The sequence below is a fragment of the Myxococcus sp. NMCA1 genome, from assembly GCF_026810205.1.
GTDB lineage: Bacteria > Myxococcota > Myxococcia > Myxococcales > Myxococcaceae > Myxococcus > Myxococcus xanthus_A.
In genome coordinates, this window is sequence record NZ_CP113950.1 from 988,243 (window position 1) to 1,002,290 (window position 14,048).

The 14,048-nt window shown below is 69.4% G+C and carries 11 protein-coding genes and 1 pseudogene; 7 read left to right on the forward strand and 5 right to left on the reverse strand.

All coding sequences use genetic code 11. The features are described 5' to 3' along the window. Positions 1–357: 357 nt before the first annotated feature. The gene (locus tag OZ403_RS04345) at positions 358–768 is read right to left on the reverse strand and encodes a hypothetical protein (RefSeq protein WP_268783541.1); all 411 of its coding nucleotides are present in this window, start codon (positions 766–768) and stop codon (positions 358–360) included. A gap of 217 nt (positions 769–985) precedes the next feature. On the opposite strand from OZ403_RS04345, the gene OZ403_RS04350 reads away from it, so the two are divergent. Beyond that, positions 986–3,430, forward strand: a complete 2,445-nt coding sequence (locus tag OZ403_RS04350; protein WP_268783542.1) for a hypothetical protein — start codon at positions 986–988, stop codon at positions 3,428–3,430. A gap of 22 nt (positions 3,431–3,452) precedes the next feature. Here the strand turns inward: OZ403_RS04350 and OZ403_RS04355 are convergent, their stop codons facing one another. After that, positions 3,453–4,439: a zinc-dependent alcohol dehydrogenase family protein gene (locus OZ403_RS04355; protein ID WP_268783543.1), complete on the reverse strand. Its 987-nt coding sequence runs from the start codon at positions 4,437–4,439 to the stop codon at positions 3,453–3,455. A 762-nt stretch (positions 4,440–5,201) separates the two neighbouring features. Between OZ403_RS04355 and OZ403_RS39430 the strand changes: the two are divergent. Together OZ403_RS39430 and OZ403_RS04365 are read left to right on the forward strand one after the other, a co-directional pair. Next, a pseudogene (locus OZ403_RS39430) lies at positions 5,202–5,306 on the forward strand (DUF5953 family protein); the annotation flags it as partial. Between the two features lie 68 nt (positions 5,307–5,374). Next, the gene (locus OZ403_RS04365; RefSeq protein ID WP_237078486.1) at positions 5,375–5,635 is read left to right on the forward strand and encodes a hypothetical protein; all 261 of its coding nucleotides are present in this window, start codon (positions 5,375–5,377) and stop codon (positions 5,633–5,635) included. A gap of 66 nt (positions 5,636–5,701) precedes the next feature. Here the strand turns inward: OZ403_RS04365 and OZ403_RS04370 are convergent, their stop codons facing one another. Both OZ403_RS04370 and OZ403_RS04375 read right to left on the reverse strand, forming a co-directional pair. Further along, entirely contained in the window at positions 5,702–6,268 is a 567-nt protein-coding gene (locus tag OZ403_RS04370; RefSeq protein ID WP_268783544.1) for an imm11 family protein, read from the reverse strand. Between the two features lie 9 nt (positions 6,269–6,277). Then, positions 6,278–7,630, reverse strand: a complete 1,353-nt coding sequence (locus tag OZ403_RS04375) for an AHH domain-containing protein (RefSeq protein ID WP_140787550.1) — start codon at positions 7,628–7,630, stop codon at positions 6,278–6,280. Between the two features lie 267 nt (positions 7,631–7,897). Between OZ403_RS04375 and OZ403_RS04380 the strand changes: the two genes are divergently transcribed. Then, entirely contained in the window at positions 7,898–8,947 is a 1,050-nt protein-coding gene (locus OZ403_RS04380) for a lysylphosphatidylglycerol synthase domain-containing protein (RefSeq protein ID WP_237078043.1), read from the forward strand. Here the strand turns inward: OZ403_RS04380 and OZ403_RS04385 are convergent. Continuing rightward, a complete protein-coding gene (locus OZ403_RS04385; protein WP_268783545.1) occupies positions 8,883–11,096 on the reverse strand; it encodes a molybdopterin-dependent oxidoreductase in 2,214 nt (737 codons plus the stop codon). The two genes, OZ403_RS04380 and OZ403_RS04385, sit on opposite strands and share 65 nt — an antisense overlap. A 161-nt stretch (positions 11,097–11,257) precedes the next feature. Here OZ403_RS04385 and OZ403_RS04390 point away from each other — a divergent pair, with 161 nt between their 5' ends. From OZ403_RS04390 to OZ403_RS04400, 3 genes are all read left to right on the forward strand, one after another. Continuing rightward, positions 11,258–12,169: a hypothetical protein gene (locus OZ403_RS04390; protein WP_268783546.1), complete on the forward strand. Its 912-nt coding sequence runs from the start codon at positions 11,258–11,260 to the stop codon at positions 12,167–12,169. Positions 12,170–12,267: 98 nt separating this feature from the next. Then, positions 12,268–13,272 carry a 3-oxoacyl-ACP synthase III family protein gene (locus OZ403_RS04395; RefSeq protein WP_268783547.1) on the forward strand — a complete coding sequence of 335 codons (1,005 nt, stop codon included), beginning with the start codon at positions 12,268–12,270 and terminating at the stop codon, positions 13,270–13,272. A 166-nt stretch (positions 13,273–13,438) separates the two neighbouring features. After that, positions 13,439–13,993 (forward strand): chalcone isomerase family protein, encoded by a 555-nt coding sequence (locus OZ403_RS04400; RefSeq protein ID WP_140787558.1) that lies wholly within the window; start codon positions 13,439–13,441, stop codon positions 13,991–13,993. Positions 13,994–14,048 lie beyond the last annotated feature (55 nt).

The window sequence follows — 14,048 nt, forward strand, 5'->3', positions numbered from 1 at the left end:
TACGAATCCTGACCGGCGGCCCGGAAGGAGGGGGCCGCTGTTCGTGGAGAGGTCTCCAGCGCAGTTGTGACGATGTGTGGGTTCTGGGCAGCCACGCCGCTGAGCAGTCCTGAGGATGCTCGACACGGTCCCCCGTTCGTGGCGAATCACAAATATCGAGCAATGGAAATCGTGTCAATGGATAACCAGATTTTTACGTAAATAGTGGATTCGTTACCTGAGTCATCCTTCAGCTTCCTTCGGCGCGCTCAACCCATGGCGTCTGTCGGGAGCGTCTGGCGCGAAGAAAGGAGGAGCGGGCGCGTCGGGCGCGCCCGCTCCCCGGGCTTCCACGCGTCAGTCGGGGGCGGGATGGGTTTACGGGTCTTCGACCGGCACGGTGCACGTCCACTGGCCGTTGTGCATGCACTGGCAGTTGCCGATGGGCATCTCTTCGATGCAGCACTTCCGCCTGGAGCCGCTGGGGGAGCATGCGAGGCCGAGGACGTTCACGCACGCCTCTCGCGACAGGCTGCAGTCGAGCGGCGGCGGGGGCGTGGTGGGGCAGTACTGGTAGTTGCCGTCACACTGGACGTAGTTGTTGTCGGACGCGGAGCAGGTCGTGCCCCAACACGAGAGCGACGGGCCCGTCGCACACTCCGTCGAACAGGAGACGAGGGCGCTCGACTCCTGCCCCAGCTCCTCCCGCGGCTCCACGGCTTCAACGCCACCACAGGCCACCAGGGTGGATACAGCGAGCGCCGCAAGGACAGCAAAGGTCTGCTTCATGGGGTGGTTCTCCTTGGGTGAGGGCTACTGGTTGCAACAGACGGAGTGAGCGCCGCCCAGGGCCGCGCAGGGATTGAGAGGAATTGAAACATTTTGCGTTACAGTCGCGCCATGGCATTGCGAATGACTCGCGGATGCCGTGTGGCTTTGCCGTACAATTACGTCGCGACGGTTGAGGGGTGGGGCGGAGTGGCCCCAGTCGGTGTAGAGAAGACGCATGCATCCCCCGCTGGAGAATGGTGCCCGCCGAGGGGCCCAGGTCCGCTGCCCGGCCTGCACGCGCTTTCACGCGCCGGGCCTCCTGTGCCCTCGGTGCGACTGCGGCCCGGTTCCTCCGGAGCGGTACGGCGCCGCGCGGATGCTCGTGCACGCGGGGGTGGACCGGTATGCGCTGTCGGAACGGGTGTTGCTCCTCCCCACCTCGATGGCGGAGCAGTTGGAGTCGCGCTACGCGAGGATGTGGGCCCGTGTGCGGCGCCTGCTCGTCGACGTGCGGCGCTACGAGCAGGCGTTGTTGCTCCAGGGCTTCGAGGAGGAGGTCGAGGACCGGTGGGCCCAGCGGCTTCCCTGGCACGTGCCCGAGGAGGAGTCCGTCGGCGAGCCGGAGGAGGGGTTGCACACAGCCGTCTCCGCGCCGGAGCCACGGTGGCTCTCCGCGCTGGTGGACGTCCACGAAGGGACGCCTTCGCACGCGGCGCTCGACATGGTGCTGACGTGTCTGGAGGATGACGGCCGCTTCGGCTGCGAGGCGGCGCTGGCGCTCACCCGGTGGCGGGTGTGGCCACGCGCGCGCAGGTCCCGGGTGGCCACCGAGCGCATCGCGCAGCTCGCTCGCGCCGCCTTCGCCCGGTTTCCGGAGCAGGGAGCGCGGGCCGCCGTGGCGTGGGGGCGGGCCACCGGGCAGGCGCCGGACGTGGACCTGCTGCTCGCGCTGCGCGAGGGCCTGCGCCATCCGGACGCGGACGTGCGCTTCGAATGCGCGCTCTGCTTGCAGGACGAGGACGGCCTCCTCGCGGCCGTGGAGTCCACGGACCTGGCGCGGGCCGCGGAGGCGCGTCGGGCGTTGGCGGCGCGGGGCTCCGTGCGATTGCTGGAGCGGATGGCGTCGCGGGGAGACGCGGACTTCGCGTTCGACGTGTTGCGGCGGTTGCCCGCGCAAGCGCCTCCGGAGGCGTTGAGTGCGTTGCTCGCCGTGTCGGACCGGGTGGAGGGCGGACTGGCGGAGGCGCTGCATGGCTGGGCCCGTGGCCGGCCCTTCGCGGAGCTGTCGCCGGAGGAGCGTGCGTTGTGGGCGGACTGGGCGCTCGCGCGGCTGGCGCGGCTCTCCGCGGAGGATGCCCTTCGCTTCCTCGAATGGGCTGCCGCCGCGCCGGGCGCGGATGGCGTGGAGGAGACGCGCGCCTTCGTCTCCGCGGTGTCTGAGTCCCTGGCGCGAGAGCCGCCATCGCTTCGCGCCACCCGCTTCCGGGATGCGGCCTTCTCCCGCTTCCTCACGCTCACCGACGAGGAGGATGCGCTCCGGTTGCACCTGTGGAGTCGGGAGGCGCCGTGCACGGAGCCGTTGCTGGAGGCTGTGCTGTCGCTGCCCTCGCGGCTGCCGTGGGGTGATGCGCTCGCTCCCGGCCAGGGCGCGCGTTTGTTGATGGCGCTCTGGAAGGGGGAGGGCCGCGAACGCCTGCTGGCGCCGCTGGCGAAGGTGGTGCGCGCGTGGAGTGGCAGCAGTCAGCAGGCCGTGTTCATCGAGGCCGTGTGGCGGCGTTTCCAGCAGCACCCGGACGAGCGTACGGACCTGCTGGCCACCTTCATGTCGTGGAGGGCGGCACTCTGGGAACGGCAGCAGGCGGCGGAGCCCGACGCGGTGGTGTGCTTCCAGACGTGGTGGCCGGTGGAGGACCCGGAGCAGCTGCCGGAGCGCGTGGATGCGCTGGTCCGTCAGTCGCCCCCGGAGGACCTGTCGCGCCGCCTCGAACCGGTGTGGAAGGCGGCGGAGGTCCGGGGGGCTGCGTGGCCTCGTGCCACCTCGCTCGCGGTGTCATACGCGGCGGCGGTGTTGTCGGAAGCCGTGAGGCAGGACGTCGACGCGCTCGACCCGGAAGCGGAGGGCTTCCTGTCCTGGTTCCCCGGCTTCCGGGAGCGTGTCGCCGCCGTGTCACCCACGTCGAGCGAGCGGAGCTACTCCCGCGACTTCCTGGAGGACATCGAGGCCCATGTCCGGCGGATTCGGGAGCACCTCGAGCGGAAGCGGCAGCGGGAGGACCAAGCGCGCGAGGCGGAGCTCCGGCGCATGGTCGAGGCGTCCCGCCAGCGGGACCTGGAGCGCCAGCGGGAGTTGATGGCGCGCCAGGTGGAGGCGTCACCGCCCGCGCATGACGTGGAGGTCGCGCCGCTGCGCACGCCGCTGGTGCTGCTGAATCCGCGCGGGCCGGTGCAGCCGCTCGACCTGGAGGTGTGCTTTCCGGAGGCCCGGCTGCGCACGCTGCTGGACTACACGCGGTTGTTGAAGGTCATAAGCGAGAACAACGACGTGATGGCGGTGTTCGAGGTGCACGGCCTGTCGGTGGCCGCCTGGACGTCGGAGGCCACCGCCTGGGGCGCGCTGCTGGTGCGGCGCCCGGAGCTGGCCTCGCGCTTCGGGGCGTTGTTCCAGGGGCCTTGGGGCTGACGGAGCGGCGGCGCTCAGCGCCTCAGAGTGGGCCGTTGGGCGTGAGGAGCACCTTGCCGGCGCGCCCACCTTCCATGGCGCGCGTCAGGGCCTCCTGGATGGACTCCAGGGGGAAGGTTCCCTCCACCGGGACGTGCAGTGCGCCTTCCGCCACCTGCTTCGCGAGCCGGGCGAAGAGGGCGCCCTGCTCCTCGCGCGGCGTCTTCTTCATCCACGTCACCAGCCAGAAGCCGCGCAGGGTGATGTCCTTGAAGATGGTGGCGGCGGCTGACAACCGAGGGCCCTTGCCGCTCATCACGCCGTAGTTCACCACCACGCCGCCGCGCGCGAGCGCGTCACCCAGGCGCCGGGTGGACTCACCGCCGACGGCGTCGATGGCCAGCCGGACCTTGGCGCCGCCCGTCACCTCGCGCACGCGCTCCGGCAGTTCATCCGAGTCCAGCAGCACGGCGTCCGCGCCCAGCGCGCTGAGCTCCGGTGCCAGCTCTTCACGCCGCACCACGTTCAGTGTCTTGAAGCCGGCCTGCTTCGCCAGGGTGATGATGGAGCGGCCCACCGCCGAGTTGGCGGCATTCTGTATCACCCACTCGCCGGGCTGCAGCGCGACGAAGTCCCGCAGCAGCAGGTCCGCGGTCGGAGGATTGATGAACAGCATGGCGGCCTGCCGCAGGTCGGTTCCCGGCGGCACCTGCAGGAGCGAGTCCGCGGGAGCGACCAAGTGGGTGCACCAGGTGCCCGCGCCCAGCGGGAGGAACACGACGTCACCCACCTTCACGGCGCTGGAGTCCTGGACCTCGACGACGCGGCCGACGCCTTCGTTGCCGGGCACCGCGGGGAGCTTCGGGAGCTGTCCGTACTGGCCGCTGAGCGTGAGGATGTCGGAGGGATTGATGGGCGTGGCCAGCACTTCAATCCGGGCCTTGCCCGGCTTCAGCGCCACGTCCGGCTGCTCCACGACTTCCACCACCTTCAGTGGCTGTCCGAAGGCCGAGAACCGCACTGCTTTCATGGGACGCTCCATGCTTCGTGTGGGAGTGCGGGTCGCACCCTAGCGGCCTTCGAGGGGCGCGCCGAGCATCCAAGCAGTCGCCGTGCCCCACCGCCTTGCCTTCCGGGGGTGGGGCACCTGTCCACCGCTGGACGCGGCCCCTGCGTGGGCGGGGACAGGCGAACAGACGGGGCTCGCCAGCCGAGTCCGCGCTGCTCATCTTCCGCGCTTCGGAAGTCAGCTGAACGTGGTGTTGGTCGATAGTCTTCTGTGTTGAGCAGTCGGGCGCTGCGGTGCCGGTTCATCTTCGCCACGCCCGCAGCAGGCGCAGCGGTTCCGTGACGCGACAGCATTCACTGCTCACGCAAGTTGCAGACTGTGGCCGTCAGAGCCCCCGGGCGCCACCATCCTCGGGGAGTCGCTCACCCGTCGCTTACGCCTGCTATCATCCACATGTGTCCCGCTGCTTCGCGGCTTGGATGCGAGGCCGTGTTCATGCGGTTTCTCGCGTGCATCGCACTCCTGACTTTCCTCGCGGCCTGTGCCACGTCGCCTCCGCCTCGGGGCGCACACGGAGGCCGGGGCCAGAGCGCACGCAAGCGCACAAAGACGCGCTGCTGCGAGAAGACCAGACCCTGAATATCGTCGTCACAGGGTGCAAACGATGACTCCGCGAAAAAGACTCGGCATCGTCGTCTACGCGCCTGCGCTTGTGGGCAAGGACCGTCGCACAATCGATAGCGTCCATGGAATGGAAAAGGCGCTCCCCGGCTTGAACCTGGAGTGCGGCTCTCCAATGGCGGACGTCCCATTGCATTGCCGCAGCGTGACGCGTGGCTCATGGAAAGGATTGAGGACGGGGGATTCCCCATTGTGTGCAACGGGGACGAGAATTTCCCGGTGACGGTCAATGGAGGGGAAGCGCCGGACTCTTCAGCCCAGGCGGTCAGTCCCAGTTGCTTCCGCAGGGGCTGGGCCTGGTGCTGCGCAGGCTCCTCCATCCCCGGCCGGACGCCCGTTACCAGACGGCGCGGGAGCTGGCGACGGACCTCCGCCGCAGGCTTGGAGAGGGCGATGCCTACGGCCAGGAGGAAGCGGCGGAGCTGCACGACATGGCGAAGCGTGCCCACGAAGTGATGCTTGAGCTGTGCATGCGGCGCCCCCGTGGCCTCCAGGCGTCTCAGGAGGCGGTCAGCACGAACGAGCCATGTGGGTGACATCAGGACCCCAACACCCCTGCATCCAGGTGCTTCAGAGAGCAGGGGTGGGGGCGGTCGCACGAGCTACACCGGCGTGAAATTCACACCGGTGGCCTTCACACGCTCCAGTGCCTGTTTGATGTCCTCGGAGACGATGAGGGCGATGTCCCAGCCCTCCGTGCGGAATACCTTGGTGTTCCCCACCTTCCTGGGGTCGATGCGCATGTCGTCGACGGCGTAGTACTGGCCTACCTTCTTGGGCAGCCCGTCTTCCGGCTTCCAGCGCTGTACCTTGGACGCTGCGTCGTCAATGCAGCGGATGAGCTTCGTGGCCACCAGGATGAGGTACTGGTCCGGGTACCCCTGGATGTGGACGGGGATGAGTTGCACGTCGTTGGGGGCTAGCTCCGTGAAGAGCTCCGCCACCCTGACGTGGACCACAGGCGTCACGCCCACGCCCGCCGTGGAGAAGTCCAGCGCCTTGCCTGGCTCGTCGATGGGGATTTTTAGCGGGCCTGCGACCTGGATGGACCGCCCCGCCCTGAAGAGCCAGGGGTCTTCCACTTCCTGGCCTCGTTCGTCCTCGGGATCCCCCAGGTACCAGTTCCCGGCTTGAACGTTCTCAGCAAGGTCGAAGAATCGGGTCGGCATGGTGCGGTTCTATCGCTGCTTGCGTTCGGTCAGGAGCTTGTTGATGTCCGTCCCTTGCGTCACAGCTTCCTTGGCCAGTCTTTGAAGCGCCTTCGTCAGAATCGTGCGGCACTCCTCCACCGAACGGCAGTGCGCGGTTGCACTGTCAAGCCGTCTGAAGACCAGTTCGTGGTACCTCTGAGGATGGGGCCCCTTGTGACCCGCGACCGGCACGATGTTCTCAGGGTCCTCCAGCTTCATCCCGGCTTTCTTGAAGACTCTTTTGAACCGAGGCGTCCAGGGCCCGCCGCGCGCGGTGGAGACGCTGTTCTTGTTCGTCGCGAGGTGATGGTCCTCGGTGCGGCCGCCGCTCATGCCCCGGGCCGCCATGGCGACCGCGTTGGGCGCCAGTGCGACGGTGAAGCCCTCGGCCGTCATCGCCACCGACTGCACACCTCCAATGGCCACATACTGGTAGCCCGCTTGCGTCTCCACCGCGAGCGCGGCCTGCGCCGAGCCCGGCAGCCTCGAAGCCTTCGCCGCCAGGCCCGCCGTATTGCCGATGGCCGCCGTGGCCAGCATGACGAAGACGCGCGCCGCGTTCTCCCCGAGGACTTCGCCGTACGCCTCGCCCGCTTCGTTGAGCTGCGCGAAGGTGGTGGCCCGGTCCACCGTGCGCACCAGCGCCATCCACCCGTCCAGAATGCGCCACACGGTGTCCACGCCCAGATAGGCAATGGCCGTAGTCGTCAGCAGGGCTGCCAGGCCCTTGCTCACCGGCTCGGGCAGCGACCAGAGGAGCAGGTACATGCTGACCGAGGCACTCACCGTCGCCAGCAGCGCCTGCGGGTTGGCCATGTCCTCCAGCGCCTCGGCCGTCTCTTCCCACACCGAGTCCATGGCGATGGCCATGGCCAGCGAGTACTTGCCGTCGCTGGCCAGCAGCGGGCCTTCGGCCAGCAGGCGCAGGCAGTCGCCGGGCTGCGACTTGCGTTCGCACCAGCGGCCATAGGCGCGCGTCAGCTCATCATCCGCGTAGGACTCAAGGAGGCGCGGGCCGTCCGGGTCCTGCTCTTCCTGGAGAATGAGCCGGGGGCCGCGAGGCTGGTAGAGGTACACGCCGCTTCGCTCGGGGACGCCGAATCGCTGGCGGGCCTCGCGCAGGGGATTGGAGAAGGGCCGCACGTCCCGGGCGAGTTCCACCATGGCCTCCTCGAATTCATCGTCGTCCAGCTCAACGGGCCCGGTGTCATCCTCCGTGAACGGCGTGTGGACCCTGGAAGGCCCATCCCCTGTGTCCAGACGTATGCGCCGAGTTGTCGAGCAGCCCGTGACGGCGACGGCAAGCGCCAGCGACAGCCAGATGACCGCATGCGCTCTCATCCTCGTCCTCCGGTTCCGGGCGCACTCCTGCGAGGCCAGGTCCAGAACTACCAGAAGAGCCTGACGAGACGAGCTGAAGCGCTTCGAGGTGCGCGCCGAGCGCGCAAGCGGCCGATGTGCTCCACCGCCGCGTCCGCCCAGGGCGCACGCCTGTCCACCGCTGGACGCGGGCTCCGCGTGGGCGGGGACAGGCGAACAGACGGGGCTCGCCAGTCGCGTCCACGCTGCCCACTTTCCGCTGCGGGCAACGGGACGGCGAGGAGGTCGATGGTGAGCAACGCGCACGGGGAGTTGTCCCTGGCCCCGCCAGCAGGCGCTGTGGGAGCAGCGGCGCCGCAGCGGGTCCTGAAGCGGTGGATGGTGGTGGGGCTTCGACCCGTCTTCGCGCTGGCGGGTGTGGGCACCCTGGCGTTGCTGGTTCACAAGGCAGGGCCCCGCGAGCTGGGCGCCGTGTTGTCCGGCGCGGCGCCCTGGCTGCCGTGGGTGGTGCTGCTGGAGCTGGGGCGGCAGTGCATGGACGGGCTGGCCACGCGGCGTGCCTATGGCCCGGGAGCAGGGCGCGTGCCCTGGCGTATTCTGGCCCGCGCGCAGCTCATCGGTACCGCGGTGTCCAGCATGGCCCCCGCGGGCCGCGCCGCGGCGGAGGCCACCAAGGCGGCCCTGCTGAGTCCCTACATGGGCGGGGGAACCGCCACCGCGGCGGCGGCGACCTCGCAGGCGGCGTCCCTGGCGGCGGGAGGCTTCATCTCGTTCCCCTGCGCGCTGGCGTCCTACCTGCTGACGGGCATGTCCCTCTTCACGATGCTCATGCTGGCGCATGGCGTGTTGCTGGTGCTGCTGTCGGTGGGCGTGCGCGCGTGCATGCGCGCGAAGCGGCCCGGTACGTGGCTGGTGTGCCGCTTCAGCCGCTGGGCGCTCCATGCGGAGCAGTTCAAGGCCTCGGCGCGGTGTGGCCCGTTGCTGCCGTGGTCGCCCATGCTGGCGTTCCTGTGCAGCCGGCTGTTCCAGGTGGCGCAGTACGGCGTGCTGACCTACGCGGTGGGCATCGACACCTCACTGGTGCAGGCGTTCTTCGCCCAGGGCCTCTACCTGTGCGCGCTGGCGGTGGGCTCGCTGGTGCCGGGGCAGGTGGGCGTGAGTGACGGCGCCTTCGCGCTGGCGGCGGGCGTGCTGGACACCACGGCCGCGCGCGCCATGTCGGTGGCGCTGCTGGGGCACCTGGTGCAGTTGCTGTTCGTGCTGGTGGGGGCGCTCATCCCGCTGGTGTGGCGGATTCGGGCGCCGCTGCCCGTAGCACCCGCACCGGCGTGCCGCTGAAGGCGGCGTTGCCGCAGAGCGCGTCAACGGACTGCGCGTCCGTGAGGTCGTTGTGGCTGGCGCCCGCGTGGGCGGTGGCCACGGCGAGCCGGGTGCCCTGGCGGCCATGTCCGTAGCCATGGGGCAGGCTCACCACGCCGGGCATCACCTCGTCCGTCACGTGGATGGGCACCGTCACCGTGCCCACGCGCGAGGTGACGGTGGCCTCCATGCCGTCGGCGAGCGCCCGGCGGGCCGCGTCCTCCGGATGCATCATCAACGTGCAGCGCGGCTTGCCCTTCAGCAGGCCCGGTACGTTGTGCATCCAGGAGTTGTTGTCGCGCAGGTGCCGCCGGCCGATGAGCAGCAGCTCGCCACTGTTCTGCTCGGGGACGGTGTCCTGGGGGAAGGCTGCTTGCAGGCGTCGCACGTCCGCCACCAGCAGCTCCGGCGCCAGGTGGATGCGACGGTCCTTCGTCTGGAGACGCCGGGGCAGGCAGGACTGGAGCGGCCCCAGGTCGATGCCGTGGGGCGACTGGCGCAGCGTCGCCAGGCTGAGGCCGTGCTTCGCCGGGTGGAAGCGCGCGCCGTAAGGCCCCAGCCGCAGGCCCAGGTCCAGCACTCGCTCCGGACCCAGACGGGACAGGGCCTGGTACTTGAGCGTGGCGCGTACGGAGGGGCGGCCCTTGCGCAGCGTCAGCAGCCGGTGCTGGAGGTCGAGCAGAATCTGCCAGTCCTGGCGGCTGCCTGGCCCAGGCTCGAAGAGAGCGGGTGAGTACTTCGCGGTGTTGCGCACCGCCAGCGCGTGGAAGGCGATGTCGTAGTGGCTGCGCTCCAGCGGTGACACCGGCGGGAGGATGAGGTGCGCGTGGCGCGTCGTCTCGTTGAGGTACGGGTCGATGCTCACCATGAAGTCCAGGCCCGCGAGCGCCTGTTTCATCCGAGCGCCATCGGGCGTGGACAGCGCGGGGTTTCCCGCGACGGTGACCAGCGCGCGGACGCGGCCCGGGCCCGGCGTGAGCATCTCCTCCGCCATCGCCGCCGCGGGCAATTCCCCCGCGAACTCGGGGAGCCCGCGCACGCGGCTCTTCCATCGGCCGAAGCCGCCGCGGCCCACGGCCAGGGCCCGGGGACCTCCGACGACGTCGAACGCGGGCAGGGTGAACATGGCGCCGCCGCGCCGGTCCAGGTTGCCGCTCACCACGTTGAGCACGGTGATGAGCCATTGGCAGAGCGCGCCGAAGGCCTGGGTGGACAACCCCATGCGGCCGTAACACACGGCGGCTCGCGCGGAGAGGAAGTCCCGGGCGATGCGGCGCAGGGTGTGCGCGGGCACGCCCGTGTGCGGGGCGACCTTCTCCGGAGGAAAATCCCGGGCCAGCGCGCACACTGTCTCCAGGCCGTCGGTGAAGGCATCCAGCGGCCCCAGGCGTGGCGCGTGCTCCACCACCGCCACGTGCAGCAGGGCGAGCAGCGCGAGCGCATCGGTGCCCGGCCGGATGAAGACGTGCGTGTCGGCGATGGCCGCCGTCTCCGTGCGGCGCGGGTCCATGACCACGATGCGGCCGCCGCGCTGCTGGATGGCACGCAGGCGGGCGCGCACGTCGGGCGCCGTCATCAGGCTGCCATTGGACGCCAGGGGATTGGCGCCCAACACGAGCATGTAGCCGGTGTGGTCGATGTCGGGAATCGGCACCATCAACTGGTGGCCGAACATGAGGTAGGCGGTGAACTGGTGCGGCAGCTGGTCCACGGACGTCGCGGAGAAGCGGTTGCGCGAGCGCAGCGTGCGCACCAGCTCCGGGCCGAACAGCATGTTGCCCAGGTTGTGGACGTTCGGGTTGCCCAGGTACGAGCCCACCGCGTCGCGGCCGTGCTCCCGCTGGATGGCATGCAGGCGGCGCGCGGTCTCATCCAGCGCGTCGTCCCAGGAGACGGGCTCCCAGCCGCTGGCGGTGCGGCGCATGGGGCCTCGCAGCCGGTCCGGGTCCTGGTGCAGGTCCTCCAGCGCCAGGGCCTTGGGACAGATGTGGCCCCGGCTGAAGGGGTCCTCCGCGTCACCCCGGATGGAGGTGATGCGTCCGGCGTCCAGCTCGATGCGCAGGCCGCACATGGCCTCGCAGAGGTTGCAGGTGCGGAAGTGGACCTGGGGACCCGGGGCGGCGCTCATTCGCGGAACTGTAGCGCGCGGCGGAGGGCCGTCCGCCCGGCGGCGCGGGTCGCGCTTCCATCCGTCTGGGTTCAGACGATGGGCTTCCTGGCGGACTGCACGATTTCAGCGGCACACGTGCGAGAGGCCCGTGAAAGGATGCCGTCCCAGGAGGGCAGCACATGCACCGTGTGTATCCGTTCGTCGTCTCCCTGGGGCTCTCGCTCGCGCCGCTCGCCGCCCATGCCACGGCGCCGGCTGCGCCCGTGGCCGAGGTGAAGGCGCCGACCATCCAGTTCAAGCAGATGAACGCCCGCGTGGGGTACCAGGAGGAATTGGACAACGCCGTGGACATGCGGCTGGCGCTCGACCTGCGCGCTTCGGACATGGACAAGCCGATGTCGGTGGCGATGTCGGTGACCTCGTCCAGCCGCCACACGGTGACGGTGCTGGCCGCGAAGGGGACTGTCGTCTCCAAGGTGAAGATGGCGTTCGGCGACGTGGGCGAGGTGGCCGAAGAGCAGGGAAAGGTCCAGCGCAAGGCGAGCCCCATCAGCGGGAAGACGTACCTGGCGGAGTGGAAGAAGGCGCGCGTGGTCATCACGGATGCGAAGGGCAAGCCGGTGCCGAAGGAAGAGGAGGCCGAGGTGACGAAGCACCTGCCGGAGCTCGGCAAGCCCGACCGGCTGGAGTCCGCCTTCCCGAAGAAGCCGCTGGCGGTGGGCGCCACCCTGGACGGCTTCTCCGATGCGCTCGCGAAGCAAATCGTGGACGAGCAGGACGATGACACTCGCGTCACCCAGACGCGCGCGCGGTTGGTCGAAGTGCGTCAGGACCCGCGCGGCGCCGTGGGCATCTTCGACGTGGCGATGACGGTGTCACGCCAGGAAATCAATGCGCCCTTCCTGATGACCATTCCGCTGCAAGGGCAGATGTCCGTCCTCGCGGAGGGCATCCAGTTGCTGGAGCTCACCTTGTCCGGGCCGGTGAAGGTGGAGCTGACCGACGACGCCGTCGAGCAGGGCTTCGAGGCGCGCGGAGAGGGCGCGATGCGGCTGCGGCTCACGGGCCGGAAGACTGACGCCGCGCGTTAGGCGGATGGCCCGGCAGGCCGCCCGCTGTGCGCGAAGGCGCGGAGGCGTGACAGACGGCTGACAGAGTTTTGGGAGGCTGCGCGGTTAGAGGGTTCTGAATGTATCTGCACGCGCTCGGCCACTTCCATCCTCCCAACCTTCTGACCAACGCCTTCTTCGAGGAGCTGGGGCTGGAGACCAGTGATGCGTGGATTGTGGAGCGCGTGGGCATCCGCACGCGGCACACGGTGCTGCCGCTGGACTACCTGCGGGAGACGCGCAACCGCGACGTGCGCGCGGCGCAGGAGGCGGCGCTCTTCAGCAACGCGGAGACAGGACGCCGCGCGGCGCTGATGGCGCTGGAGCGCGCGGGGCTGAAGCCGTCCGACATCGGGCTGGTGGTGGCGGGCGGATGCAGCCCGGACGAGTGCATTCCCGCCGAGTCCAACCGGGTGGCGCAGCTGCTGAACATCCATGCGCCGGCGGTGGACCTGCAGAGCGCTTGCTCGTCCTTCTGCATGCAGCTGCACTTCCTGGCGGGCATGCGGCCGGAGCGGCTGCCGGACTACGTGCTGGTGGTCAACATGGACAACTCCACGCGCGTGGTGGACTACACGGACCGCTCCAGCGCGGTGCTGTGGGGAGACGGCGCGTCCGCGGCCATCCTGTCGCCGCGCGTGCCGGGGCGCTGGCACCTCACGGAGACGCTGCTGGCCGGAGACCCCTCGGGCGCGGACAAGGTGCGCGTGCCTCGCATGGGACACTTCACCCAGAACGGCGGCGAGGTGCAGAAGTTCGCCATCCGCCGTGCGGGGGAGACGTTCCAGGCCCTGCGCACGCGCTTCATGGACCGCCACCCGGACAAGGGCGCGGGGGCCGTCACCTTCATCGGCCACCAGGCCAACCTGCGCATGTTGGAGGCCGTGCAGCGGCGGTGTGAGGTGCCGGATGCGCGGCACTTCTTCAACGTGCACACCCGGGGGAACACCGGCGCCGCGGGCGCGCCCGGCGTCCTGAGCGAGCACTGGGACGACCCCGCCGTGGGAGACGCGGTGGTGCTGAGCGTCGTGGGCAGCGGCCTGACGTGGGCCGGGGCCTTGCTGGAGCGGACCCCAGCGCCGTGAGCCGTCCGGCGGGCCCCCGCGGTTGAGTGCCCGACGTTGATCCACCAGGACCTGTTGCCGTCCACTGCCGTACAGCGTTGCCCTTCCGGGCGTTGGCGGTGCTCGGGAGCGTGTGCAGCGTATGTCCTGTCGGATTCAGTGGGGTCTGGGGTCGGGGGTCGGGCGCATGCGTACTCAAGCGTGGGGTGGAAATCTTCGGTGTCTCGTGGCGGGCATGCTGCTCGTCGCGGGCGCTGCGCAGGCGGGACAGAAGCAGGTCGGCGGCGTGCACATGCCGGTGTCGCTGAACCTCAAGGGGCGCACCGTCGAACTCGCCCACATGGAGCTGCACAAGCAACTCTTCTTCAAGGTCTACGTCTGGAGCCTCTACATGGAGGACCGGCCACGCTCCACGCACGAGGCCATCCACTCCAACTCCGTGAAGCGGCTCCACTTCCGCTTCCTGCGAAACATCTCCCGGGACCAGCTCGTGGGCAGCTTCCGGGACGGGTTGGAGCACAGCCCCGCCCTGCGTCAGGGGCCGCTGGCGAACCACCTGCGCATCATGCTCGCGTCGCTGAAGGACGTGCAGAAGGGCGAGGACCTCGTCATCACCTACACCCCGGGCGTCGGGCTCGAAATCGGAGGAGACGCCTCCGGTGGCGTCTTCATCCCCGGCAAGCACTTCGCGGACGCACTCTTCTCCGTCTGGCTCGACTCTCATCCTATTTTTCCGCGCTGACTGACACGCTTGGCTGTCCGTCAGTCATTCATTCGTTTCAGCTCAAAATATGTGC